This window comes from Cellulophaga sp. RHA_52 (assembly GCF_007827205.1).
GTDB lineage: Bacteria > Bacteroidota > Bacteroidia > Flavobacteriales > Flavobacteriaceae > Cellulophaga > Cellulophaga lytica.
Map to the genome: position 1 here is coordinate 2938792 of NZ_VIRZ01000001.1, position 23684 is coordinate 2962475.

The window sequence follows — 23684 nt, forward strand, 5'->3', positions numbered from 1 at the left end:
TACCATTATTTATTAAAAACACAACTTATTAAAATTAATTTGTAAGCTAAATTAAATGTTTAAATTTGTCACTTAAATCTTATAAATTTTATGAAAAAAAATACCCTATCTACCCTACTACTTTTATGTTTTACAATAGTATCTATTGCTCAAAAAAAGAGCGACTTAATTGCTCAAATACAGACACTAAAAGATAGTATTTCACAAACCAACATTGCCTTAGCAGAAGCTAATAAAGTAGCAAAAGTAAGTGTTGCAGAAGCAGACTTATATAAAAACCAAGCTACAGAGTTACAAAATGCAAATAAATCCTTATTAACTAATCTTAAAAACTTTACGCAAGTATCTAGTCAAAATTCTAAAAATATGGCAAGAACTTTAGAAGCTTTAAAGGCTAAGGAATCTCAACTTTCTATTATTGAAGACTCTTTTAGTAAAAACGATTCTACTGCTATTGTTATATTAACAAACGCTAAACAGTCTTTAGGTGAAAATGCTAAAATTGCAGTAACCAATGGTGAAGTTGTAATTACCGAAACAGAGCAAAATATATTAGATGCATCAAAAACAAAAGTAAGCGCTACAGGAGAAGATTTTCTTGAAAAAATATCTAAAATACTAGAGTTAAATATAGACTCTAAACTAACTATAACTAGTACAAGCTCTAGCTTATCTGCATTACAAAATAGCCTAGTTAGCAAGTTTAATGTTGTTACAGAGCGTATTAGCTTAGAAAGTACTACGCAGAATAACAATACTGTTTTGTTTAAAATACATACAGATTATGCTAACTTTTATTTACGCGTTAGAGAGCATATGAAAAGTATTAACTAATGTGATGTTTGTTGATATTTAATATTCATATAATTTTTGTGCAAATTGTGCGTTTTACAACCGTAATCAAACTTAAAATATAACCCGCAATGACAACAGAAATTATATTACAAATGTTTGCCTATTTATTGCCTAGTGTAGTAACTGGTATGGTAGCTTTTTATTTTTTTAAAATGCATACTAAAAATGAGGAAGGCAGAAGACGTTTTTTATTACATAAAGATTCTCAAAAAAATACCATACCTACCAGATTACAAGCTTATGAGCGTATGGCTTTATTTTTAGAGCGTATATCTATACCTAGTTTAGTAGTACGTGTTGCTCCTGTGGGTAATGATAAAAATGCATATGAAACTTTATTAATAAAGAATATTGAAAAAGAGTTTGACCACAACTTGTCTCAACAAATATATTTGTCTGATGAAAGCTGGAATATTATTAAAACGGCTAAAAGCGCTACAATACAAACCATACGCAAAGCCGCTATGAGTGAAGCAGATTCTGCAGATAAATTACGTGAAGATATTTTAAATGATACAATGGATAAGGCATCACCATCTGCTACAGCATTAAGCTACATTAAAAAGGAAATTAGTGAACTTTGGTAAACTTACATCCGTTTTAACTTATACTAAAGACTGCTTTTAAAAGCAGTCTTTTTTTTATATCAACTATTGTATATTATTTAGACATAGGAATGCTAACTTTTAATTTTGCAGCTTTCTTTTCTGCATAACTAAAACCTTGCTCCCACCATTGTGCCATTAGTTTTTTATTAAATACTAAAGAGTTTTCTGTTAGTTTAGTTGGTGTATAATACAAATTTAACTTAACACCTTTGTGTTTGGCATAAATTACACCTTCTGATATATCATGGTATTCTATTTGATCTAAAACAAAACCATAAATACTAAGCATTAAAGAAAACGGATTCTTCCCCAATACTTTGTTATGTTCCATTTTTTCAGATTCTAAAATAATAGCATCTACCTCTGTAGCACCACGCTCTATAGCTTCTCTAATAGGTAAAACACAACCTAAACCACCATCACCATATTCATAACCATCTTTTTTTACTAAAGACATAAATGGTATGTAATTACAAGAAATCCACACCCAATCACAAAACTCTTCATAACTAAAATCTCTAATAGACTTATACTCTACCCTATTTTTTGATAAATTAGATACTGTTACAACAACGTCTTTAGCTGTATTCTCTTTTATTTGTCTAAAATCAGATATTGTAAAATTCTTTTTAATTGTAGATCGTAAAGATTTACTTTCTCCAAAGGTTCTTTTACGTTTTATAAACTGCAATAAAACATTAAAGTAGTTAATAGAAACAAACTCTCTTTCTCCTTTACGCTTAACTACAAAAGGGTTTAAGCTAAAAATTTTACGCTGGTTTACATTGGTGTACAAATCATACAACAACCCTACATTGTTTAATGCCAAATGAGAAATTAATAAACTGCCTGTAGATGTACCTACAAGAATATCATAATCTCTGTGTTCAATTTCCATTAAATACTGAGCTACTCCACCGGCAAATGCACCTTTACTACCGCCGCCACTTATTACTAATGCTCTCATTCTATATCTATAAGGTTGGTTTCTGTATTCTTATTTTTTGCAAAATCATAACCACTTTTCCACCAAGTCGTCATTTTTTCCTCTTCAAAAATAAGAGAATTTGTAGTTAAAATTGTTGGAGTGTAATAAAAGTTAATAATTGCATTATTATGGTTAGCTACAAACTTACCTATACGTATGTTTTGTTGCTCTATTCTGTCTGCCATAAAAGCAAACATATTTGTTAACAATGAAAACGCATTTTTAGAAGGCATTCTATTAAATAAATTAGTTTCTGTTTGTAATATAATAGCATCTACAATTGTGGCTCCTCTTTTAATAGCTTCTTCAATTGGTACCATACTACCCAAACCACCATCTGCATACTCACATCCATTTTTTTTAACCAAACTCATAAACGGAGTGTAATTACAAGAAATCCAAACCCATTCACAAAACTCATTATATGTACAATTTTCAATAGATTTATACTCTACTTTATTTAAAGACAAATTGGCTACAGTAACTACAATTTCTGTATTATTTTTTTTAAGTTGATGAAACTCTTGCTCTGTAATAGATTTTTTTATCAACTTTAAAAGGTTATAACTCTCGCCAAAAGTTTTGCTGCCACGTAATAAGTTTTTTAATACACTAAAGTGATTAATACCTATAGTTTCTACACCTTGTTTTTTTGTTTTAGTATACGGACATAAACTAAAAATATCATCTTCATTTACAGAAGTATAAATTTGTTTAATTTTTTCAATTTTTTGTAAAGCTAAATGAGAAATTAACAAGCTACCTGTAGAGGTTCCTATAAACATATTGTATGTATGCTTGGCATCTTGTATTAAATACTGTGCAACACCTCCTGCAAAAGCGCCTTTACTACCTCCTCCAGAAATTACCATTGCACGCATACTTACAACTTACTTTTTATATATTTAAAATCTTCTTTAGAAACTTGTGGCTCTAGCTCTAAAAACATTTTTCTGTATTCTTTTTTTTCTAAAATATCATTAACTAAACCTCTAGCAAAACTTTTAAATTGCCACACAGGATGGTTTGTTGCATGTATTAAATCTACTAAATTAGTTTTATCTAAATAAAATAAATCGTTTAAATAAGAAAAAGCCAATTGTCTGGTTTCAAAATGTTCTGCTTCACTAGTGTAGCCCCTTAATTCTTTTAAATATTCATTTTTTAAATCTACATTATATTCTTTAGTCATAATTGCCAATGCAAGCCATAGTTGCCTCACATTTTTGCTAGAAAAACCTATAATACCTTTAGTTTTATTTAAATATGTAACACGTTTTTCTGGGTTGTAAATCCAAAGCTTATACAGTGCATTTTCTACAGTAGTATAACTTTTATCCACTAAAAAAGATTCAAAATAAGCAATATCCTCTCCTATTAATTTTTGTGTATTTAATAGCAATGTTTGCCTTAACGTTACATCATTAGATGTTAATATATGTTTTTTAACTGTTTTAGATAACGACTTAGAATAAAACTCTACAATATATTTTTTTAGTTGGGTTGATGTAGCTTTATCCCAATACCTATCTATTATTACACTATTTTTTTTATTACTAACCGTTAGTTCCTTCTGTAATTTATAAAATGTTGCTATAGATGATGATGACTTTTTTAAAATATTTTTAGCCTTGCTTGTAGGAAAATCTTTTGTTGTTAACCAGGTAGACTTATAGTCTTTTAAATTAATACCACTTGCCGCTTCTATACTTGATAAAAAATCTGAAACAGTAACATTTTTGTATTTATGCTTTTCTAAATAGTTTTTCACTCCCTCTTTAAAAGCATTTTTACCAACTAAATCTACTAATGCGTGTAATGCCCAAGCACCTTTTTCATAAAAGGTTAAACTACTCGCTTTTGGGTTTAGCAAAGACTCTCCTTTATTTTTTTGACTAAACTTATCTAGTTGTAAAGCTGTAGAAAATAGTTTCCAATTAAAATGTCCTTCTCCTAACACCTCTTTCTCTGCTAAATAGGCGTAATAAGTAGCAAAACCTTCATGTAACCAGTGATTTTTGCTATCTACTTCTGTAACTAAATCTCCAAACCATTGATGAGCAAGCTCATGAGCATTTACATTTACATAATTGGTATCATTATACGCCACAGAATCTACCACATAAGCATCAGAAAAAATAGTAGTTGTTGTATTTTCCATACCAGCATATAAAAAATCGCGTACAGGTATTTGTTTATATACTTGCCAAGGGTATGCAACACCAATTTCTTCTTCTAAAAAATTAAAAATAGCTTTACTGTATTTATATGTGGTTTCTACTTTTGCTGAATCTTTTGGGTAGTAATACAACTCTAAAGGCACGCCAGAAGCAGAAAATTGTTTATTAACAGCGTATTTACCAATTGCAAAGGCTAACAAATAACTAGACATTGGATTTTTCATCCTAAATTCCCATTCCTTTAAGTTATCCTTTACATTAGTTGTTTTTAACTTACCATTAGCAATAACTTGGTAATTTTCATTAAAAATAATAGTTAAGTTAAAAATAACTTTCTCATTCATATCATCAAAACTTGGCAGCCAATGGCTTGTATATTTACCTTGACCTTGTGTCCAAATTTGATTGTTTTTATCATCTTTTTTATTCCAACCTACAAAATACAGTGTCTGTTTTGGTTGTGCTTGGTAAGTAAGTTTTAAATTATATTTTTTACCCTTTTTTAGCTTTTTATAAATGGTAATTCTATTTTCATCTACCTTATATTTTACACGCTTATTGTTAAGTAAAACTGTTGTGAAATTCATTTTTTTTGCATCTAAAAAAACGGAGTCTACAGTTGCTAATACATTAAAAGCATAGGTAACAGTACCATTAATTTTTTTAGCCTGCTCATTTGGCTTAACATCTACATTTGCTGTTAAAAAGTCTACTTTAGGTTGTTCTTGTGCCTGTAAAACAACGCATTGCGTGCAAATTAAAAACAGCGTAAGGTATCTAAAAAAAAACATCATTTTAATTTTCAACCAAAATAAGCATTTTCATCTTTTGTGGTTGTTCAGATTCGGTTTATTTTAGTCGTATGAATCCTAATTATTTACAAACTCCTATTGCATATCTAAAAGGTGTTGGGCCAAGTAGAGCTCAAACCTTACAGAGTGAGCTGGGCGTGTATACCTATCAGGATTTACTTAATCTTTTTCCTAACAGGTATTTAGATAAAACCCAATATTACAAAATTAGCCAATTGCAACGCAACAGTGCAGAAGTACAAGTAATTGGAAAAATAATACACTTAAAAGAAGTTGGTCAAAAAAGAGGAAAAAGACTAGTTGCCACTTTTGTAGATGATACAGGTAAAATGGAACTAGTTTGGTTTAGAGGCCAAAAATGGATTAAAGAAAATATTAAACTAAATGTGCCTTATGTAATTTATGGCAAAACAAATTGGTTTAATGGTACATTTTCTATGCCTCACCCAGAAATGGAATTATTAGAAGACCATAAAAACGGTTTAAAGGTTAGTATGCAGCCTATATACCCTTCTTCAGAAAAACTAACTAACAAAGGCATTACAAATAAAGTAACAAGCAAACTTTTACAGCAGTTATTTATAGATACTAAAGCTCAATTTGCAGAAACATTACCTGTTTATTTATTAAAAGAGTTAAAGTTAATAGGTAAGAGTGATGCGCTACTAAACATACATTTTCCTAAAAGTCAGCAAGATTTAGCAAAAGCACAATTTAGGCTAAAGTTTGAAGAATTGTTTTATATACAATTACAACTTATTGCTAAAAAAATGGTGCGTAAAAACAAAATTAAGGGCTTTCCTTTTAACGCTGTTGGCACCTATTTTAGTGACTTTTATAATAATTATTTACCTTTTGAGCTTACCAATGCTCAAAAACGCGTAGTTAAAGAAATTAGGGCAGACTTAGGTAGTAACGCACAAATGAATAGGCTTTTACAAGGAGACGTTGGCTCTGGTAAAACCATTGTGGCATTAATGACAATGTTATTGGCTTTAGACAACGGTTTTCAGGCTTGTTTAATGGCTCCTACCGAAATTTTAGCTACACAACATTACAACGGAATAACAGAATTATTACAAGGCTTAAACATTAAAGTATCATTACTAACAGGTTCTGTAAAAAAATCTGCCCGAAGAATTATACATGAAGAACTAGAGAGTGGCGAGTTACACATTTTAATTGGCACACACGCACTCTTAGAAGACAAGGTACAATACAAAAATTTAGGCTTAGCTATTATAGATGAGCAACATAGATTTGGAGTAGCACAACGAGCAAAATTATGGCGTAAAAACACAATGCCTCCTCATATTTTGGTAATGACGGCCACACCAATCCCTAGAACATTAGCTATGAGTTTGTATGGTGATTTAGATATTTCTGTAATAGATGAACTACCACCAGGACGTAAACCAATAAAAACTGTGCATAGGTTTGATGCAAACCGTTTAAAAGTTTTTAGATTTTTAAAAGATGAAATAAATATAGGAAGACAAGTGTATGTGGTATATCCATTAATAAAAGAATCTGAAGCTTTAGATTATAAAGACTTAATGGATGGTTATGAGAGTATTGCTAGAGATTTTCCGGCTCCAAAATACCAAATATCTATTGTACACGGGCAAATGAAACCAGATGATAAAGAGTTTGAAATGCAACGCTTTATTAAAGGAGAAACTCAAATTATGGTTGCCACTACTGTTATAGAGGTTGGTGTAAATGTACCTAATGCATCTGTAATGATTATAGAAAGCGCAGAGCGTTTTGGCTTATCTCAATTACACCAATTGCGTGGCAGAGTTGGTAGAGGTGCAGACCAAAGTTATTGTATTTTAATGACTGGTCACAAATTATCTGAAGACGCAAAAACAAGACTAGAAACTATGGTACGTACCAATGATGGTTTTGAAATTGCAGAAGTAGATTTAAAACTACGTGGTCCTGGAGATATTATGGGCACACAACAAAGTGGAGTTTTAAATCTTAAAATAGCAGATATTGTAAAAGACAACGACATTTTACAAACGGCTAGGCATTATGCTATTAAAATTTTAAAAGAAGACCCTAGTCTTAGCCACCCCAATAATAACGTGGTTTCACAAGCTTACGCGCAACTTGTAAAGCATAAAAACATATGGACCTACATAAGTTGAACATCGTAATTTAAAACTATCTTTTAACAGATAATTTATAGTATTCTTTATTTTTGAGAGTTAGAGGTTTTACATAGATTGTAAAACAAGATTAGTGTAGAAATACCTATTCTTTTGCAAAACCAAGATGAAAATAAATAATACATGAAAACACTGTTTGACAAGGTGTGGGACTCCCACGTAGTAAAAAAAATAGAAAACGGACCAGATGTTCTTTTTATAGATCGCCATATGGTACATGAAGTTACTAGTCCGGTTGCATTTTTAGGTTTAAAAAGTAGAAATATTGGTGTAAAACACCCAGAAAAAACATTTGCTACTGCAGACCATAACACACCAACTATTAATCAGCACTTACCGGTTAAAGATCCTTTATCTGCTAACCAATTAAAAGCATTAGAAGAAAACTCTAAAGCTCACGGTATTAGTTACTGGGGATTAGGTCATGAAAAAAACGGTATTGTACACGTTGTTGGTCCTGAGTATGGTATTACACAACCAGGAGCCACTATTGTTTGTGGAGACTCGCACACCTCTACTCACGGTGCCTTTGGCGCAATTGCATTTGGTATTGGTACATCTGAGGTAGAAATGGTTTTAGCTACACAATGTATTATGCAACCTAAACCAAAAAGTATGCGTATTAATGTTGTAGGCAACTTAAACAAAGGGGTTACACCTAAAGATGTTGCTTTATACATTATATCACAGCTTACCACTTCTGGTGCAACAGGTTACTTTGTAGAATACGCAGGTGATGTTTTTAAAAATATGACTATGGAAGGCCGTATGACGGTTTGTAACCTTAGTATAGAAATGGGTGCCCGTGGAGGTATGATTGCTCCTGACGAAAAAACATTAGAATACGTTAAAGGAAGAGAGTTTACACCAACTGGTGCTGCTTGGGATAAAGCAAAAGCATACTGGGATACTTTGTACACAGAAGAAGACGCTACATTTGATAAAGAACTTACTTTTAAAGGAGCAGATATAGAACCTATGATTACCTATGGTACTAATCCTGGTATGGGAATGGGTATTGGCAAAGATATACCAACTGCAGAGAGTTTAGAGGGTGGTGTATCTACCTATAAAAAGTCTTTACAATATATGGCTTTTAATGAAGGAGATTCTATGATTGGTAAGCCAATTGACTTTGTGTTTTTAGGAAGCTGTACTAACGGAAGAATTGAAGATTTTAGAGCTTTTACAGAAATTGTAAAAGGCAAGCAAAAAGCGCCAAATGTAACTGCGTGGTTGGTGCCGGGCTCGCATAAAGTAGAAGCAGCTATTAAAGAAGAAGGTTTATTAGATATTTTAACAGCTGCTGGTTTTGAGTTAAGAGAACCTGGTTGTTCTGCGTGTTTAGCTATGAATGATGATAAAGTACCTGCTGGTAAATATGCCGTAAGTACATCTAACAGAAATTTTGAAGGTAGGCAAGGTCCTGGATCTAGAACACTATTAGCTTCTCCGCTTGTAGCTGCCGCAGCTGCAGTAACCGGTAAAGTTACAGACCCTAGAGAATTGCTATAAAATAGCTGTTAGTTGCTAGCAATTAACCTTGGTTAAATGCTACATAAAAATTAATAATCAAAATATACCACTAGCCAAAAGCTAGAGGCAAAAAGTAAATTAAAATGGCATACGATAAATTTAACATCTTAAAAAGTAGTGTAGTTCCGCTACCAATAGAAAACGTAGATACAGACCAAATTATACCAGCACGTTTTTTAAAAGCTACAGAACGTAAAGGTTTTGGAGATAATTTATTTAGAGATTGGCGCTACAATGCAGACAATTCTCCTAAAAAAGATTTTGTTTTAAACCAAGATAAATACTCTGGTAAAATACTAGTTGGTGGTAAAAACTTTGGTTCTGGTTCTTCTCGTGAGCACGCAGCTTGGGCCGTATATGACTATGGTTTTAGATGTGTAGTATCTAGTTTTTTTGCAGATATTTTTAGAAACAACTGTTTAAACGTTGGTGTATTACCTGTACAGGTTTCTCCTGAATTTTTAGAAAAAATATTTGCAGAGACAGAAAAAGACGCTGACTCACAAGTAGAGGTAAATTTACAAGAACAAACAATTACTATTGTTAATACTGGCGACAAAGAATCTTTTGACATTAATGCGTATAAAAAAGAAAATATGCTTAATGGTTTTGATGATATTGACTACCTGTTAAATATGAAAGAAGAAATTACGGCTTTTGCTGAAAATACTCCTTTGTAATTTAATACGTACCAGAATAACCCGCCAATACTATAATGAAAAGAAAGATTGAAATAATGGATACCACACTCCGTGATGGTGAACAAACCTCTGGAGTGTCCTTTTCTGTTTCTGAAAAATTAACTCTTGCTAAATTATTATTAGAAGAGTTAAAGGTTGATAGGATTGAAGTTGCATCTGCACGTGTGTCTGATGGTGAACTGCAAGCTGTACAACAAATTACAAGTTGGGCAACTGCACACAACTACATTAACAATGTAGAGGTTTTAACTTTTGTAGATAAAGGTGTATCTATTAAATGGATGCAAGATGCAGGTGCTAAAGTGCAAAACTTATTAACCAAAGGATCTTTAAATCATTTAACTCATCAGTTAAAAAAAACACCAGAACAACACTTTAAAGAAATTAAAGAAACTATTCTTCTTGCTCAAAATCATCAAATAGAAACAAATGTATATTTAGAAGATTGGAGCAACGGTATGCGAAATTCTAAAGCATATGTGTATCAGTTTTTAGATTTTTTATCTCATCAACCTATAAAAAGAGTTTTATTACCAGACACATTAGGTGTACTAACACACACTGAAACATTTACGTACATCTCAGAACTGGTAAAAAAATACCCAAACCTTCATTTTGATTTTCACGGTCATAATGATTATGATTTAAGTGTTGCTAACGTAATGGAGGCTATTAAAGCTGGTTGTCACGGTTTACACCTAACCATTAATGGTATGGGAGAACGTGCTGGTAATGCACCAATGGCCAGTGTTGTTGCGGTAATTAATGATTTTTTACCCGATGTAGAAATTGATTTAAAAGAAACATCTTTATACAAGGTAAGCAGACTGGTATCTACATTTACTGGTTTTGGAATACCAGCAAACAAACCTATTGTTGGTGAAAATGTTTTTACACAAACTGCAGGTATTCATGCAGACGGAGACAGCAAAAAGAATCTTTATTTTAATGATTTACTTCCTGAACGTTTTGGTAGAAAAAGACAATATGCTTTAGGAAAAACATCTGGCAAAGCTAATATTTTAAAAAACTTACAAGAGCTAGGACTAACACTAAATGATGATGATTTAGGAAAAGTTACACAACGAATTATTGAGTTGGGTGATAAAAAAGAAAAAGTTACTAAAGAGGATTTACCTTATATAATTTCTGATGTTCTTGATAGTGATAGTTACCAAGATAAAGTTATTGTAAAAAGCTATGTGCTTACCCATTCTAAAGGCTTAAAACCAAGCACAACGGTTGCCGTAGAAATTGAAAATGAATTGTTTGAAGAAAACGCGCAGGGTGACGGACAATATGATGCTTTTATGAATGCTATTACCAAAATTTTTAAAGCTAAAAATATTAAGCTTCCTAAATTAATAGATTATGCTGTGCGTATACCGCCTGGCAGTAATTCTGACGCACTTTGTGAAACCATTATAACATGGCAAAACGGAGAAAACGAATTTAAAACTCGTGGACTAGACTCTGACCAAACTGTATCGGCAATAAAAGCAACAGAAAAAATGCTAAATATAATTTAGCAGAATTAAAAAATAATTAAAGAGAAAAAACATACCTATGAAATTAAATATAGCACTATTAGCAGGAGACGGTATTGGTCCGGAAGTAATAGACCAAGCAGTAAAAGTATCTAATGCTATTGCAAAAAAGTTTAATCATGAAATTAACTGGACACCAGCTTTAACTGGTGCTGCAGCTATTGATGCTGTTGGAGAACCTTACCCAGATGAAACACACGCTATTTGTGAAGCTGCAGATGCTGTTTTATTTGGAGCAATTGGTCACCCTAGGTTTGATAATGACCCATCTGCTAAAGTAAGACCAGAACAAGGTTTACTTAAAATGAGACAAAAATTAGGTTTGTTTGCTAATGTTAGACCAACATTTACATTTCCTTCTTTAATAGATAAATCTCCCTTAAAAAGAGAGCGTATAGAAGGTACAGATTTTATTATTTTAAGAGAACTTACTGGCGGAATTTATTTTGGTGAACGCGGACGTAAAGACAATGGAGATACTGCTTTTGACACTTGTACCTATACAAGAGCAGAAGTGCAACGTTTGGCTAAAAAAGGATTTGAATTGGCTATGACACGTTCTAAAAAACTTTGTTGTGTAGATAAAGCTAATGTTTTAGAATCTTCTAGATTATGGAGAGAAACTGTACAAGCAATGGAAAAAGAGTATCCAGAGGTAGAAGTTTCTTATGAGTTTGTAGATGCTGTAGCTATGCGTTTGGTACAATGGCCAAACTCTTATGATGTTATGATTACTGAAAATCTTTTTGGTGATATTTTAACTGATGAAGCTTCTGTTATATCAGGATCAATGGGATTAATGCCATCTGCATCTGTAGGTGAAAAAGCAAAATTATACGAACCAATTCACGGCTCATATCCGCAAGCTGCTGGTAAAGATATTGCAAACCCATTGGCTACAGTATTATCTGCAGCAATGTTATTTGAAGATTTTAAATTGGTTGAAGAAGCACAAGCTATAAGAGATGTTGTAAACAAATCTTTAGCAGAAGGTATAGTTACCGAGGATTTATCTGAAGGTGGTAAAGCATACAAAACCAGTGAAGTTGGAGATTGGTTAGCAGAAAACATATAATCTTAGTACAATTATATAGTAGTTAAAAGCCTCTGAATTTAATTTCAGAGGCTTTTTTTATGTTTATTACCAGCTAACTCCAGATCCACCGCCACCAGATCTACCACCACCAAAACTTGAAGATGAAGAGGATGACGATGAGGATGAAGATGAATAACTACTACTTGAGGAACTAGAACTGCTTGATGAACTAGAGCTTTCTCTAACCAATTTAGCCAATACAACAATCTCAGATGTTTTATCATTACAGTTTTTACATTCGTAAAAATCTATACGTTCTCCTTCCCTATCGTAATTAGGTCTTATTCTAACCGTAGACTTTGTTTTTCCTTTAGTCTTATAGTTACATTGGTAACATTTTGAGTATTTTCTACTAGAAATACCATCATACTTTAATATTAAAATATCACTTTTATCCTCTGTAACCCAGACATCATAGTCTACAGAATTTATATATTCTTCAACAATTTCACCTTCTTTTAAAAAACTTCTTTCTTTTTTAGAGTCTAATAAAATTAAAGGTTTACCATTTACTTTACTAAATCTGGGGTCATATCTATATTGCTTTAGCCTTGTTTTTATAGTAGTACTCATTCCCCATAACGGAAAAGGAAATAGAAAAGCAAAACAACCTATTTCAACTTTTTTTAGACTATTGTATTTATCATAATAGTCTTCTTTAGATGCATCTATAAATTTAATTTTAAGAGAATAATAAATGGTAAGAAAAATTAAAAAAAACACATATACAATCGATAAAAGAATCCATTTATTTGTTGCTAATAAGTCGTCTATAAATAATAAAAATGCAGAATCGTCATCATCTACTTCATAAGTAACATCATTAGAATAGATATAATCTATGGTATTTGGGTTTTCTACAACTTCTTTTACTTTGTCTGCGGCTTTTAAAAGGCCTTCTCCATATTCACCTTCTTTAAAAAACGGAACAATTTCATCTGTACCAATTCTATAACAAATATTATCTGTTAATATAGCTTCTAAACCATAACCAGTTTCAAACTCCGTTCTACGCTGGTCCATTACCGTTAAAATTAGCAAACCGTTGTCTTTATCAGCTTTGCCAATTCCCCATTTATTAAAAAGTTTTGTTGCAAATTTTTTAGGTATTTCATCACCTATACTTTTAACAACAACAATGGCAACTTCTGCAGATGTATTCCTTTCTAACTCAAATAATACTTTATTAATTTCTTCTTCGTAAATAGCAGAAATATAACCATCTGGATCAGATACATATCCTAAAACACCTTTTCCTCTAGGTTTAGGAATTTCTAGTATAGAGTAATAATCTATATCCCTATTAGAGTATGTTGGTGCAGTAAAAACTGGGTAATTTATAGAACTGTAAGATTGTTGTTCTGTTTCCGTTTCTACTTCTGATGTTACCGTTTCTGGAAAACCTAGATCTTCTACTTCTTCAATATCTTCATCAAACCCAACTTCTTCTACTTCTTCTTCCCCTGTATTTGATTCTATTATTATTTCATCATCTGAATCATCATAAATAATTACTTCTTCAACTTCAGAATAATCTATTTCCTCTTTGTTTTGGTCTTTACAAGATGTAACTAAAAATAGAAATAAAAAGAAATAGCAATAGTGTTTAAATTTCATAGGTTAGTTATATATTAAACTAAACTAGAAATAAAAAATAAGGCAAGCAAACTAAAATTACTTGAGTATTTACTCTTTAGAAATATTTAATTTTCTTTTTTGTCTTCTGCTAATTACAATTCCAACTGCTATTAGTGCTCCTGTACCAGCTAAAATGGCACCCACATAACTAGAAGAAACTACGCTATACCCCTTTGCAATTGGCAAACCTGCCAAAAATGCACCAGAAGCATTACCCATATTAAATGCACTTTGGTTCATTGAAGAGCCTAACATTTCTGAACCTTTAGATGCGTTTATTATTGCCATTTGTAAAGGTGTTACAACACTAAAAGAAATAGCTCCTATAGTAAAAGTTAGTATTAAAACCATTACCGGATTTGCAGCCACCAATGCATTTATAATTAATACAGTTGCCATTAGCCCCAAGCTTGTAATTACGGCTCTCATTGGAGACAATTTTTCTGTTAATTTGGCTCCTAAAAAATTACCGGCAACCATACCTAAACCAGCTAAAATCATAGCATAACCAATCATATACTCTGGGTATTTAGTTACGTCTGTAATTAATGGTGCTATGTAACTATACCAGGCAAAAAAACCACCTGTACCTACAGTTGTTAATAGTATTAATATCCAAAGCTCTATTCTTTTAAAAATTTTAAAATCTTGCTTAATACTTACTGTAGATGCTGGTTTTAATTTAGGCATCCACAAGTAGACTGTTAGCATTGCCAAAACCCCAACAACACCAACCATCATAAAAGCTACATTCCAGCTAAAATGATGTCCAAAATACGTACCTAATGGCACGCCAACAACATTAGCAACAGTAAGACCCGCAAACATAATTGCCATAGCCTGTGGTTCTTTACCAGGAGTTGCCAATTTACCAGCTACAACAGCACCAATACCAAAAAAAGCGCCATGTGGTAGTCCAGATAAAAACCTAAAAATTAACAGTGAAGTATAACTTTCTGCAAATGCAGATAGCGTATTAAAAACTGTAAACCAAAGCATTAAACCAAGTAACATTTTATGTGAAGGCCACTTGCTACCTAGGCTAGATAATAAAGGAGCACCAACAACAACACCCAATGCATAAATAGCAATAAAATGTCCGGCTTCTGGTATGGTAATAGATAACGCTTTTGCTACATCTGGCAAAATACCCATAATAACAAACTCTGTCATACCAATACCAAAACCACCTATAGCTAAAGCAAATAATGCCTTTTTGTTCATCTTCTTTGCGCTCATTTTTTCTTCTGCTTTCTAAATAAATTAGACCCTTCTTTACAATTAAAATAAGCGAACAAAGGTAACTAGAATACTGCTGAAACTTGTATACAGAATTAACACATTTATGTTAATTAATACATAAAAAACAACTGGTCTGTAAAATTCTACAATTGGGTATTTCTTTTTATCAAAACAGAACTTACCAATAGACATTTGCTTCATCAATCAAAAAAAACAATTAAACTTTTTTTAAAATGAAACAGCTATTTTTTTTACTCTTTGTGCTAGCAACATATTCTTTATTTGCACAAACAACAATTACTGGTAAGGTAACAGATAAAAAAGGAGCTCCTATTAGTGGCGCCAATGTGTATTTAGATGGCACTTATGATGGTACAGCAACTATAGACAATGGAACATTTACATTTACCACAGAAGAAACAGGAGAACAAACCTTAATAGTTTCGTTTATTTCTTTTGAAACGTACCACTTAACTGACTTGGTTAAAAACTTAAAAAATATAACCATAAAACTTAAAGAAGACGTAAATACTTTAGATGCCGTAATTGTAAATGCAGGCTCATTTAAGGCAGGAGAAAATGCAAAAGTTACCGCACTAAAACCGTTAGATGTTGTTACTACAGCCGGCGCTATGGGAGATTTTGTTGGAGCTTTACAAACATTGCCAGGCACATCTAATGTAGCAGAAGATGGGCGCTTATTTGTACGTGGCGGAGATGCAGAAGAAACTCAAATTTTTGTAGACGGTATGCGCGTATTTAGTCCTTACTCACCTACAGCAAATAATATACCTACAAGAGGTAGGCTGTCTCCTTTTTTATTTAAAGGAATAACTTTTTCTACTGGCGGATACTCTGCAGAATACGGACAAGCATTATCTAGTGTTTTACTTTTAAATAGTATTGATGAGCCAGAGGAAGAACGTACAGACATATCTTTAATGACTGTTGGTTTAGGCATAGGAAATACACAAAAATGGGAGAAAAACTCTTTAAGTGTTAATGCTTCTTATATAAATCTACAGCCTTACCAAGAACTTTATCCAGATAATAATGAATGGCATAAACCGGTACAGTCTTTTGGTGGTGAAGCTGTATACAGACATAAAATTAATACTGATGGTTTACTTAAGCTATATGGAGCTTTTAGCACTGTAAATTTTGATTTAACACAAGAAGATATAAACATACAAGAAGGTATACTCTTTGGTATGAAAAATAGAAATTTATACTTTAATGCATCCTATAAAGACTTTTTAAAAAATGATTGGAGCATACAAACTGGCTTGTCTTATGCCAATGATTATTCTGATTTAGATATTATAGAAGATACTGTAAAAGACACAGAAAACGCTGCTCATTTAAAATTAAAGTTAAGTAAATTTTACAACAGCAGATTTCGTTTAAATTTTGGAGCAGAATATTTTATTACCAGTTTTAATGAAGACTATACTGCATTAAATGAGGATACTTATAATTATACGTTTAATAACAATATTACTGCATCTTTTGCAGAAGCAAATATTTTCTTTTCTAAAAAATTAGCCGCAAATATTGGTTTACGTGGCGAGTATTCTAGTTTATTAAATGAGTTTACCGCCTCACCTAGAGCTTCTGTAGCATATAAATCTGGTGCTAACTCTCAGGTATCACTAGCATATGGACAATTTTACCAAAACCCTAAAAATGAATATTTAAAATTTAACACCAATTTTTCTGCAGAAAATACATCACATTTAATTGCCAATTATCAATATGTAAAAAACAAGCAAATATTTAGGGCTGAAGCTTATTACAAAGATTATAATAACCTTGTTAAATACAACACAGAACAACCACTACCCACAGCAAAATATAGCAATAATGGTGGTGGTTTTGCAAAGGGTGTAGATTTATTTTGGCGAGATAATAAAACAATTAAAAATACAGAATACTGGGTTTCTTACTCGTATTTAGATACCAAACGAGATTATAAAAATTACCCAACCAAAGCTACACCAAGTTTTGCATCACAACACAATGCTTCTGTAGTTCTAAAACACTTTATAAGTAATTTAAAAAGTCAGGTTGGAGTAAGCTATAATTTTGCTTCTGGGCGTAACTATACAGACCCAAATAAAAGTGGTTTTTTAAATAGTAAAGCAAAAAATTACAATGCTGTAAATGCCAATTGGGCATACTTAATTAGTCCTCAAAAAATACTTTATTTTTCTGTTAGTAATGTTTTTGGTACTCAAAATGTAAACGGATATCAATTTAAAAACCAAGCAAATACCAACGGCGTTTTTGAAAGTAGAACTATTAAACCTGCTGCAGACCGTTTCTTTTTTGTTGGTTTCTTTTGGACCATTAGTGATAATAAAAAAGATAACCAGTTAGACAATTTATAAATATACATTTCAGCTACTTAATACTACAGCTGAGTAACTTAAAAATGCATAACTAGCCAAAGGTTATGATATTTGAATAAAGAAATAAACAACAATATAAAACCTTAAAAAAATGAAAAAGATTGCCTTATTATTAGCCTTTATATGTGTAGCAAGTTTAAGTGCACAAACACAATATGAAAAAGGAATGACCAAAGCTTTTGAACTATGGAAAAATAACGAGAGTGCAAAAGCAGTACAAATGTTTGAGCGTATTTCTAGTGTAGAAAAAGACAATTGGTTACCGCCATATTATGCAGCTACCGTAGAAATTATAAGTGCTTTTGGTATAAAAGATGAAGCAGAACTAACTGCTAAACTAAACAAAGCAAAAACATTTTTAGATGCTGCTGACAAACTATCTGAAAATAACCCAGAAATATTAATGTCATATGCGTTATTAAACACAGCATATATTGCTTTTGACGGACAAAAATACGGAATGACATTATCTGGTAAAAACGTAGCTATTTATAACAAAGCATTAGCAATTGCACCAAATAACCCAAGAGTAGTTTTAGGTAAAGCAGAATGGGATATGGGAGCTGCAAAGTTCTTTGGACAACCACTAGAACCGTTTTGTAAAGATGTAAAAAGAGCTATAGAATTATTTAAAAAAGAAGAACAAACAATTAAATTTTACCCGTATAGTGGTTTAGAAAGAGCTAAAGAGATATTAGAAAACTGTGAAAAAAAATCCTCTCAAAATTAATTGAGAGGATTTTTATATAACTTAAAACCTTAGGTCTTATAAAATATAATCTGTGCTAATAAAGTTAGATAATCTAGTCTCTAACAATTGCTCTATAATTTCATTATTAATATCATTGTCTTTAGACGCTACAAACGTACGTACAGAGAAAGAACGCAAAGCATCATGTACACTTAATGTTGCTTGTGCAGAGTCTTTACGGCCTGTAAAAGGGTAAACATCTGGTCCTCTTTGGCAAGAGCTATTTAAGTTAACTCTACATACCAAGTTTACCAAAGTATCTATTAACGGAGCTAATGTATATACATCTTTACCAAACAAACTAACTTGCTGTCCGTAATTAGAGGCAGCCATATCATCTAAAGGTTCTTCAATATTACTAAAAGAAACTACTGGTACAACTGGTCCAAACTGCTCTTCTTGGTACACACGCATATCTTTAGAAACTGGATATAATACTGCTGGCCAAATATAATTATCTGTAGTTTTACCTCCTTTTTTATTTAAAATTGATGCTCCTTTTGCTTTAGCATCATCTATAAGTTCTTGTATGTAAGCAGGCTTATTTGGCTCTGGTAATGGTGTTAGTTTAGCGCCATTATCCCAAGGGTTACCAAATTTAAGCTCGTCTACACGTTTAGCAAAACGTTTATTAAACTCATCTGCAATACTCTCGTGTACATAAACAACTTTTAAAGCTGTACAACGCTGACCGTTAAAAGACAACGTACCAGCTATACATTCATCTATAGTTAAATCTAAATCTGCATCTGGTAAAATAATTGCGGGGTTTTTAGCTTCTAAACCTAAAACCAAACGTAGCCTGTTACTTTTTGGGTGCTGCTCTTGTAATGCATTTGCAGATTTACTGTTACCAATTAAAGCAAGCACATCTACCTTTCCTGTTTTCATAATAGGACTAGCAACTGCTCTACCTCTACCAAAAATAATATTTACAACACCATTAGGGAAAGATGATTGAAAAGCCTCTAACAAAGGAGTAATTAATAAAACACCATGTTTAGCAGGCTTAAATATTGTAGTGTTTCCCATTATTATTGCTGGTATTAGCAATGCAAATGTTTCATTTAACGGGTAATTGTAAGGCCCTAAACAAAGTACTACGCCTAGTGGCCCCCTACGTATATGAGCATAAACACCATCGTTTTTTTGAAACTTAGCCGCATCCCTATCTAACTGTTTATAGTCTTCAATAGTATCTTTAATATATATTACTGTACGGTCAAATTCCTTTTCTGAATCTGGTAAAGACTTACCAATTTCCCACATTAAAAGTTTTACAACTTCATCACGCTTAGTAATCATTTTTTCTACAAACTTCTCCATACAATCTATACGCTCTTTAACACGCATAGTTGGCCAAGCACCTTGACCTTGGTCATACGCCTTTAAAGCAGCATTTAATGCATCTAAAGCTTCTTCTTCTCCCATATCTGGAATACTACCTAATAATGTAGGTTTGTATTCTTCTGTAGATGATATTGTAGAAAATACTTCTGTTGTTGCGCCATCCCATTTTTTAAGATCGCCACCAACTAAGTATTCTTTTTGCTCTATTAACTCTGTAATTTTATATTCTTCAGGTATCGTTGTTGTGCTCATTTTTATCAATTTATAGACTATTTCTAGTATCTTGAATAGTGAATTTACTAAATCTTACGCTTAAAATTGAGGTTCTAAAGCAATATATTTATTGCTTTAGATACGAAAACGTTTTCAATTTCATTTTTTAATAAAAATTTAGTAAAATGTGTCTTTTTATACTAAATATTGAAACAGGTCTGGTTTATTATTTAAGTAGTCGCCAAAGAAATTATTTTCTTTCATTCTAGCAATTAATGGCTCTAAATCCTCAGGTTTTTTCAACTCTATACCAACTACAGCAGGAGCATTTTCTTTACTAGATTTTTTAGAATACTCAAAATGAGTAATATCATCTGTTGGTCCTAAAATTTCTGCAACAAACTCTTTTAAAGCTCCAGGACGTTGCGGAAAACGTACAATAAAGTAATGCTTTAAATTGGCAAATAACAAAGCACGTTCTTTAATTTCTGCTGTTCTAGTAATATCATTATTACTACCGCTTACAACACAAACCACATTTTTACCTTCTATTTGTTTTGTATATTGGTCTAAGGCTGCAATAGTTAAAGCTCCCGCAGGTTCTACAACAATAGCATCTCTATTATACAAGTCTAAAATAGTTTGACATACTTTACCTTCTGGTACCGTAATAACAGCATCTAAATAATCTTTACAAATCTCAAAAGTTAAATCGCCCACGCGTTGTACTGCAGCACCATCAACAAATTTATCAATTTGTACAAGCTCTGTATTTACTCCGTTTTCTATACTGGTTTTCATAGATGGTGCACCAGCAGGCTCTACTCCTATAATTTTAGTAGTAGGAGATAACGCTTTAAAAACACCACATAAACCAGCAGCTAAACCACCACCGCCAATAGCCACAAAAATATAGTCTATTGTTTTTTTAGATTGATGAATGGCTTCTAAACCAACTGTAGCTTGCCCCTCAATAGTTTTTGGATCGTTAAAAGGGTGTACAAATACCTTTTGATGCTCCTCACAAAATTGAAGAGCTGCTTTAGAAGAATCGTCAAAAGTATCGCCTTCTAAAACAATAGTAACCCAATCTCCACCAAACATTTCTGTTTGCTCTACTTTCTGTTTTGGCGTAACTGAAGGCATATAAATTGTGCCTTTAATTCCCAAATGGTTACACGCAAAAGCTACACCTTGCGCGTGATTTCCTGCACTTGCACAAACAACACCTTTTTGTCTTTCTTGTGCAGATAATGAGCTTATTTTATTAAAAGCTCCTCTTATTTTATAGGATCTTACACGGTGCAAATCTTCTCTTTTTAAAAGAATATTAGCATTGTATAACTTTGAATAACGTATACTGTCTAATAATGGTGTGGTGTCTGCAACTGCACTTATAGTACCAGCCGCTTTGCGGATGTTTTCTATGTTAGGAAAATAGTTCATTTTTAATAAAAAATAAAAACCTGCCTAGTTTCTAAAAAACCAGACAGGCTATAGAATAGTTTGGTTGGGTTTACACTATAGGTTTCATTGCAGTCATAGATGCTCTTAATCTTGCACCAACAATTTCTACCGGATGCTCTCTTAATGCCTTGTTAACTGCAATTAATTTAGCATTATCTACACCATTACCTGCATCTGCAGCATATGGTTTGCCAATAACAGAAGTATTCACTTTAGCCATAAAATCTTTTAATAAAGGCTTACAAGCATGATCAAATAAATAACAACCGTATTCTGCTGTATCAGAAATTACTCTGTTCATTTCAAATAATTTTTTACGGGCAATGGTATTGGCAATAAGCGGTGTTTCATGTAACGACTCATAGTACGCAGATTCTTCAATAATACCAGAATCTGTCATAGCTTCAAAAGCAAGCTCTACACCAGCTCTAACCATAGCAATCATTAACACTCCATTATCATAAAATTCTTGTTCAGAGATTTCTACATCACTAGCCGGAGTTTTTTCAAAATTAGTTTCTCCTGTAGCAGCTCGCCAATCTAGTAAGTTTTTATCTCCGTTAGCCCAGTCTTCCATCATAGTTTTAGAAAACTCACCTTCCATAATATCATCCATATGTTTTTGGAATAATGGACGCATAATATCTTTTAATTCTTCTGCTAACTCAAAAGCTTTTATTTTGGCAGGGTTAGACAAACGATCCATCATATTAGTAATACCACCATATTTAAGACCTTCTGTAACAGTTTCCCAACCATACTGTATAAGTTTAGAAGCATAACCTGCATCTATACCTTCTTCAACCATTTTATCAAAACAAAGTATAGAACCAGTTTGTAACAACCCACAAAGTATGGTTTGTTCTCCCATTAAATCTGACTTTACTTCTGCTACAAAAGAAGATTCTAAAACACCAGCTTTATGTCCGCCTGTAGCAGCTGCATATGCTTTAGCCTGAGCCAAACCTTTGCCCTCTGGATCGTTTTCTGGGTGTACAGCAATAAGTGTTGGCACACCAAAACCTCTTTTATATTCCTCTCTAACCTCTGATCCTGGAGACTTTGGTGCCACCATTATAACAGTTAAATCTTTACGTACTTGTGTACCTTCTTCAACAATATTAAAACCGTGAGAATAGGATAATGTAGCACCATTTTTCATTAAAGGCATTACAGTATTAACTACGTTAGTATGTTGTTTATCTGGTGTAAGATTAATTACTAAGTCTGCCGTAGGTATTAACTCCTCATAATTACCAACAGTAAAACCATTTTCTGTTGCATTGTTGTACGATGCTCTTTTTTCTTTTATAGCAGCATCACGCAAAGCATAAGAAATATCTAAACCAGAATCTCTCATATTTAATCCTTGGTTTAAACCTTGTGCTCCACAGCCAATAATTACTATTTTTTTGCCTTTTAATGCTGTTACCCCATCAGAGAATTCTGCAGTATCCATAAATCTACATTTACCCAGTTGGGTTAACTTGTCTCTTAATGATAAGGTGTTAAAATAATTTGACATTTTCTGTACTCTTTTTTATCTCAGTATATAAACTAAGAATGATTAATTAATTATGTTGAAATTCTTCTAATAAACTACTAATACGCATTTCTGCTTTACTCACTGCAATTCTACCAGAGCGTACAAATTGCATTATACCATAAGGCTCTAACTGCTCATGCATTTTATTTATTTCTTCTCTTTTTCCTGATTTAGAAAGCACAAAAAAATCGCGTGCAACAGTAACTATTTGCGAGTTATTTTCTTTGATGATGTTTTGAATATTACGCTCATCAAACAATAAATCTGATTTAATTTTAAACAAGGCAGACTCTTGATAAATAATTTCTTCATCATTATGATAAAATGCCTTAATAACCTCTACTTGTTTTTCTATTTGACCAACAATATTTTTAACCCATTGTTCTGTTGTATTTACAACAATTGTAAATTTAGAAACGCTATTAATTTCAGATTTTGAGACATTTAAAGCCTCTATATTTATATGTCTTTTTAAAAATATGCCCGATATTCTGTTTAACAACCCAACGTTGTTTTCAGAATAAACCGATATGGTATACCAATTATTTTCCATTTTTTTATTGCCC

At 32.2% G+C, this 23684-nt stretch carries 18 protein-coding genes; 9 read left to right on the top strand and 9 right to left on the bottom strand.

What is annotated here, in order from left to right; all coding sequences use genetic code 11:
* Window positions 1-90: 90 nt before the first annotated feature.
* Entirely contained in the window at window positions 91-834 is a 744-nt protein-coding gene (locus tag JM80_RS13045) for a hypothetical protein (RefSeq protein ID WP_144710472.1), read from the top strand.
* 89 nt (window positions 835-923) lie between these two features.
* Window positions 924-1442: a hypothetical protein gene (locus JM80_RS13050; protein WP_013622324.1), complete on the top strand. Its 519-nt coding sequence runs from the start codon at window positions 924-926 to the stop codon at window positions 1440-1442.
* Window positions 1443-1515: 73 nt separating this feature from the next.
* On the opposite strand, the gene JM80_RS13055 is transcribed toward JM80_RS13050, so the two are convergent.
* The 3 genes from JM80_RS13055 to JM80_RS13065 are packed head-to-tail and all read right to left on the bottom strand — an operon-like array spanning window position 1516 to window position 5425.
* Window positions 1516-2430, bottom strand: a complete 915-nt coding sequence (locus JM80_RS13055; RefSeq protein ID WP_013622323.1) for a patatin family protein — start codon at window positions 2428-2430, stop codon at window positions 1516-1518.
* Window positions 2427-3332 carry a patatin family protein gene (locus tag JM80_RS13060; protein ID WP_144710474.1) on the bottom strand — a complete coding sequence of 302 codons (906 nt, stop codon included), beginning with the start codon at window positions 3330-3332 and terminating at the stop codon, window positions 2427-2429. Before JM80_RS13060 ends, JM80_RS13055 begins: the two co-directional genes overlap by 4 nt.
* A 2-nt stretch (window positions 3333-3334) precedes the next feature.
* Window positions 3335-5425 (bottom strand): M1 family metallopeptidase, encoded by a 2091-nt coding sequence (locus tag JM80_RS13065; protein ID WP_144710476.1) that lies wholly within the window; start codon window positions 5423-5425, stop codon window positions 3335-3337.
* 68 nt (window positions 5426-5493) lie between these two features.
* Here JM80_RS13065 and recG point away from each other — a divergent pair, with 68 nt between their 5' ends.
* The 5 genes from recG (at window position 5494) to leuB (ending at window position 12479) form a co-directional block, all read left to right on the top strand.
* The gene (gene recG / locus JM80_RS13070) at window positions 5494-7599 is read left to right on the top strand and encodes an ATP-dependent DNA helicase RecG (RefSeq protein ID WP_034643875.1); all 2106 of its coding nucleotides are present in this window, start codon (window positions 5494-5496) and stop codon (window positions 7597-7599) included.
* A gap of 144 nt (window positions 7600-7743) precedes the next feature.
* Window positions 7744-9135 (top strand): 3-isopropylmalate dehydratase large subunit, encoded by a 1392-nt coding sequence (leuC, locus tag JM80_RS13075; RefSeq protein WP_144710478.1) that lies wholly within the window; start codon window positions 7744-7746, stop codon window positions 9133-9135.
* Window positions 9136-9239: 104 nt separating this feature from the next.
* Window positions 9240-9836, top strand: a complete 597-nt coding sequence (gene leuD, locus JM80_RS13080) for a 3-isopropylmalate dehydratase small subunit (protein WP_034643880.1) — start codon at window positions 9240-9242, stop codon at window positions 9834-9836.
* A 35-nt stretch (window positions 9837-9871) separates the two neighbouring features.
* The gene (locus JM80_RS13085; protein WP_013622317.1) at window positions 9872-11386 is read left to right on the top strand and encodes an alpha-isopropylmalate synthase regulatory domain-containing protein; all 1515 of its coding nucleotides are present in this window, start codon (window positions 9872-9874) and stop codon (window positions 11384-11386) included.
* A gap of 37 nt (window positions 11387-11423) precedes the next feature.
* Window positions 11424-12479 (top strand): 3-isopropylmalate dehydrogenase, encoded by a 1056-nt coding sequence (leuB, locus tag JM80_RS13090; protein WP_144710480.1) that lies wholly within the window; start codon window positions 11424-11426, stop codon window positions 12477-12479.
* Window positions 12480-12545: 66 nt separating this feature from the next.
* On the opposite strand, the gene JM80_RS13095 is transcribed toward leuB, so the two are convergent.
* Both JM80_RS13095 and JM80_RS13100 read right to left on the bottom strand, forming a co-directional pair.
* Entirely contained in the window at window positions 12546-14117 is a 1572-nt protein-coding gene (locus JM80_RS13095) for a YgcG family protein (protein ID WP_144710482.1), read from the bottom strand.
* 69 nt (window positions 14118-14186) lie between these two features.
* Window positions 14187-15377 (bottom strand): MFS transporter, encoded by a 1191-nt coding sequence (locus JM80_RS13100; protein WP_255436796.1) that lies wholly within the window; start codon window positions 15375-15377, stop codon window positions 14187-14189.
* A gap of 236 nt (window positions 15378-15613) precedes the next feature.
* On the opposite strand from JM80_RS13100, the gene JM80_RS13105 reads away from it, so the two are divergent.
* Both JM80_RS13105 and JM80_RS13110 read left to right on the top strand, forming a co-directional pair.
* The gene (locus tag JM80_RS13105; RefSeq protein WP_144710484.1) at window positions 15614-17770 is read left to right on the top strand and encodes a carboxypeptidase-like regulatory domain-containing protein; all 2157 of its coding nucleotides are present in this window, start codon (window positions 15614-15616) and stop codon (window positions 17768-17770) included.
* A 112-nt stretch (window positions 17771-17882) separates the two neighbouring features.
* Window positions 17883-18521 (top strand): hypothetical protein, encoded by a 639-nt coding sequence (locus tag JM80_RS13110; RefSeq protein WP_013622312.1) that lies wholly within the window; start codon window positions 17883-17885, stop codon window positions 18519-18521.
* A 36-nt stretch (window positions 18522-18557) separates the two neighbouring features.
* On the opposite strand, the gene JM80_RS13115 is transcribed toward JM80_RS13110, so the two are convergent.
* The 4 genes from JM80_RS13115 to ilvN form a co-directional block, all read right to left on the bottom strand.
* Window positions 18558-20144: an NADP-dependent glyceraldehyde-3-phosphate dehydrogenase gene (locus JM80_RS13115; RefSeq protein ID WP_013622311.1), complete on the bottom strand. Its 1587-nt coding sequence runs from the start codon at window positions 20142-20144 to the stop codon at window positions 18558-18560.
* A gap of 156 nt (window positions 20145-20300) precedes the next feature.
* The gene (gene ilvA / locus JM80_RS13120; RefSeq protein ID WP_144710486.1) at window positions 20301-21551 is read right to left on the bottom strand and encodes a threonine ammonia-lyase IlvA; all 1251 of its coding nucleotides are present in this window, start codon (window positions 21549-21551) and stop codon (window positions 20301-20303) included.
* 70 nt (window positions 21552-21621) lie between these two features.
* A complete protein-coding gene (ilvC, locus tag JM80_RS13125; RefSeq protein ID WP_013622309.1) occupies window positions 21622-23097 on the bottom strand; it encodes a ketol-acid reductoisomerase in 1476 nt (491 codons plus the stop codon).
* A gap of 46 nt (window positions 23098-23143) precedes the next feature.
* Window positions 23144-23671, bottom strand: a complete 528-nt coding sequence (gene ilvN / locus JM80_RS13130) for an acetolactate synthase small subunit (protein WP_013622308.1) — start codon at window positions 23669-23671, stop codon at window positions 23144-23146.
* Window positions 23672-23684 lie beyond the last annotated feature (13 nt).

What these genes read in the sequence shown, in the direction of transcription:
- JM80_RS13055 (WP_013622323.1), bottom strand. Translation starts at nt 2,430, where the DNA reads ATGAGAGCATTAGTAATAAGTGGCGGCGGTAGTAAAGGTGCATTTGCC.
- ilvA (WP_144710486.1), bottom strand. Translation starts at nt 21,551, where the DNA reads ATGAACTATTTTCCTAACATAGAAAACATCCGCAAAGCGGCTGGTACT.
- ilvN (WP_013622308.1), bottom strand. Translation starts at nt 23,671, where the DNA reads ATGGAAAATAATTGGTATACCATATCGGTTTATTCTGAAAACAACGTT.
- JM80_RS13105 (WP_144710484.1), top strand. Translation starts at nt 15,614, where the DNA reads ATGAAACAGCTATTTTTTTTACTCTTTGTGCTAGCAACATATTCTTTA.
- JM80_RS13085 (WP_013622317.1), top strand. Translation starts at nt 9,872, where the DNA reads ATGAAAAGAAAGATTGAAATAATGGATACCACACTCCGTGATGGTGAA.
- JM80_RS13110 (WP_013622312.1), top strand. Translation starts at nt 17,883, where the DNA reads ATGAAAAAGATTGCCTTATTATTAGCCTTTATATGTGTAGCAAGTTTA.
- JM80_RS13095 (WP_144710482.1), bottom strand. Translation starts at nt 14,117, where the DNA reads ATGAAATTTAAACACTATTGCTATTTCTTTTTATTTCTATTTTTAGTT.
- leuD (WP_034643880.1), top strand. Translation starts at nt 9,240, where the DNA reads ATGGCATACGATAAATTTAACATCTTAAAAAGTAGTGTAGTTCCGCTA.
- JM80_RS13045 (WP_144710472.1), top strand. Translation starts at nt 91, where the DNA reads ATGAAAAAAAATACCCTATCTACCCTACTACTTTTATGTTTTACAATA.
- JM80_RS13065 (WP_144710476.1), bottom strand. Translation starts at nt 5,425, where the DNA reads ATGATGTTTTTTTTTAGATACCTTACGCTGTTTTTAATTTGCACGCAA.
- ilvC (WP_013622309.1), bottom strand. Translation starts at nt 23,097, where the DNA reads ATGTCAAATTATTTTAACACCTTATCATTAAGAGACAAGTTAACCCAA.
- recG (WP_034643875.1), top strand. Translation starts at nt 5,494, where the DNA reads ATGAATCCTAATTATTTACAAACTCCTATTGCATATCTAAAAGGTGTT.
- JM80_RS13100 (WP_255436796.1), bottom strand. Translation starts at nt 15,377, where the DNA reads ATGAGCGCAAAGAAGATGAACAAAAAGGCATTATTTGCTTTAGCTATA.
- leuC (WP_144710478.1), top strand. Translation starts at nt 7,744, where the DNA reads ATGAAAACACTGTTTGACAAGGTGTGGGACTCCCACGTAGTAAAAAAA.
- JM80_RS13060 (WP_144710474.1), bottom strand. Translation starts at nt 3,332, where the DNA reads ATGCGTGCAATGGTAATTTCTGGAGGAGGTAGTAAAGGCGCTTTTGCA.
- leuB (WP_144710480.1), top strand. Translation starts at nt 11,424, where the DNA reads ATGAAATTAAATATAGCACTATTAGCAGGAGACGGTATTGGTCCGGAA.
- JM80_RS13050 (WP_013622324.1), top strand. Translation starts at nt 924, where the DNA reads ATGACAACAGAAATTATATTACAAATGTTTGCCTATTTATTGCCTAGT.
- JM80_RS13115 (WP_013622311.1), bottom strand. Translation starts at nt 20,144, where the DNA reads ATGAGCACAACAACGATACCTGAAGAATATAAAATTACAGAGTTAATA.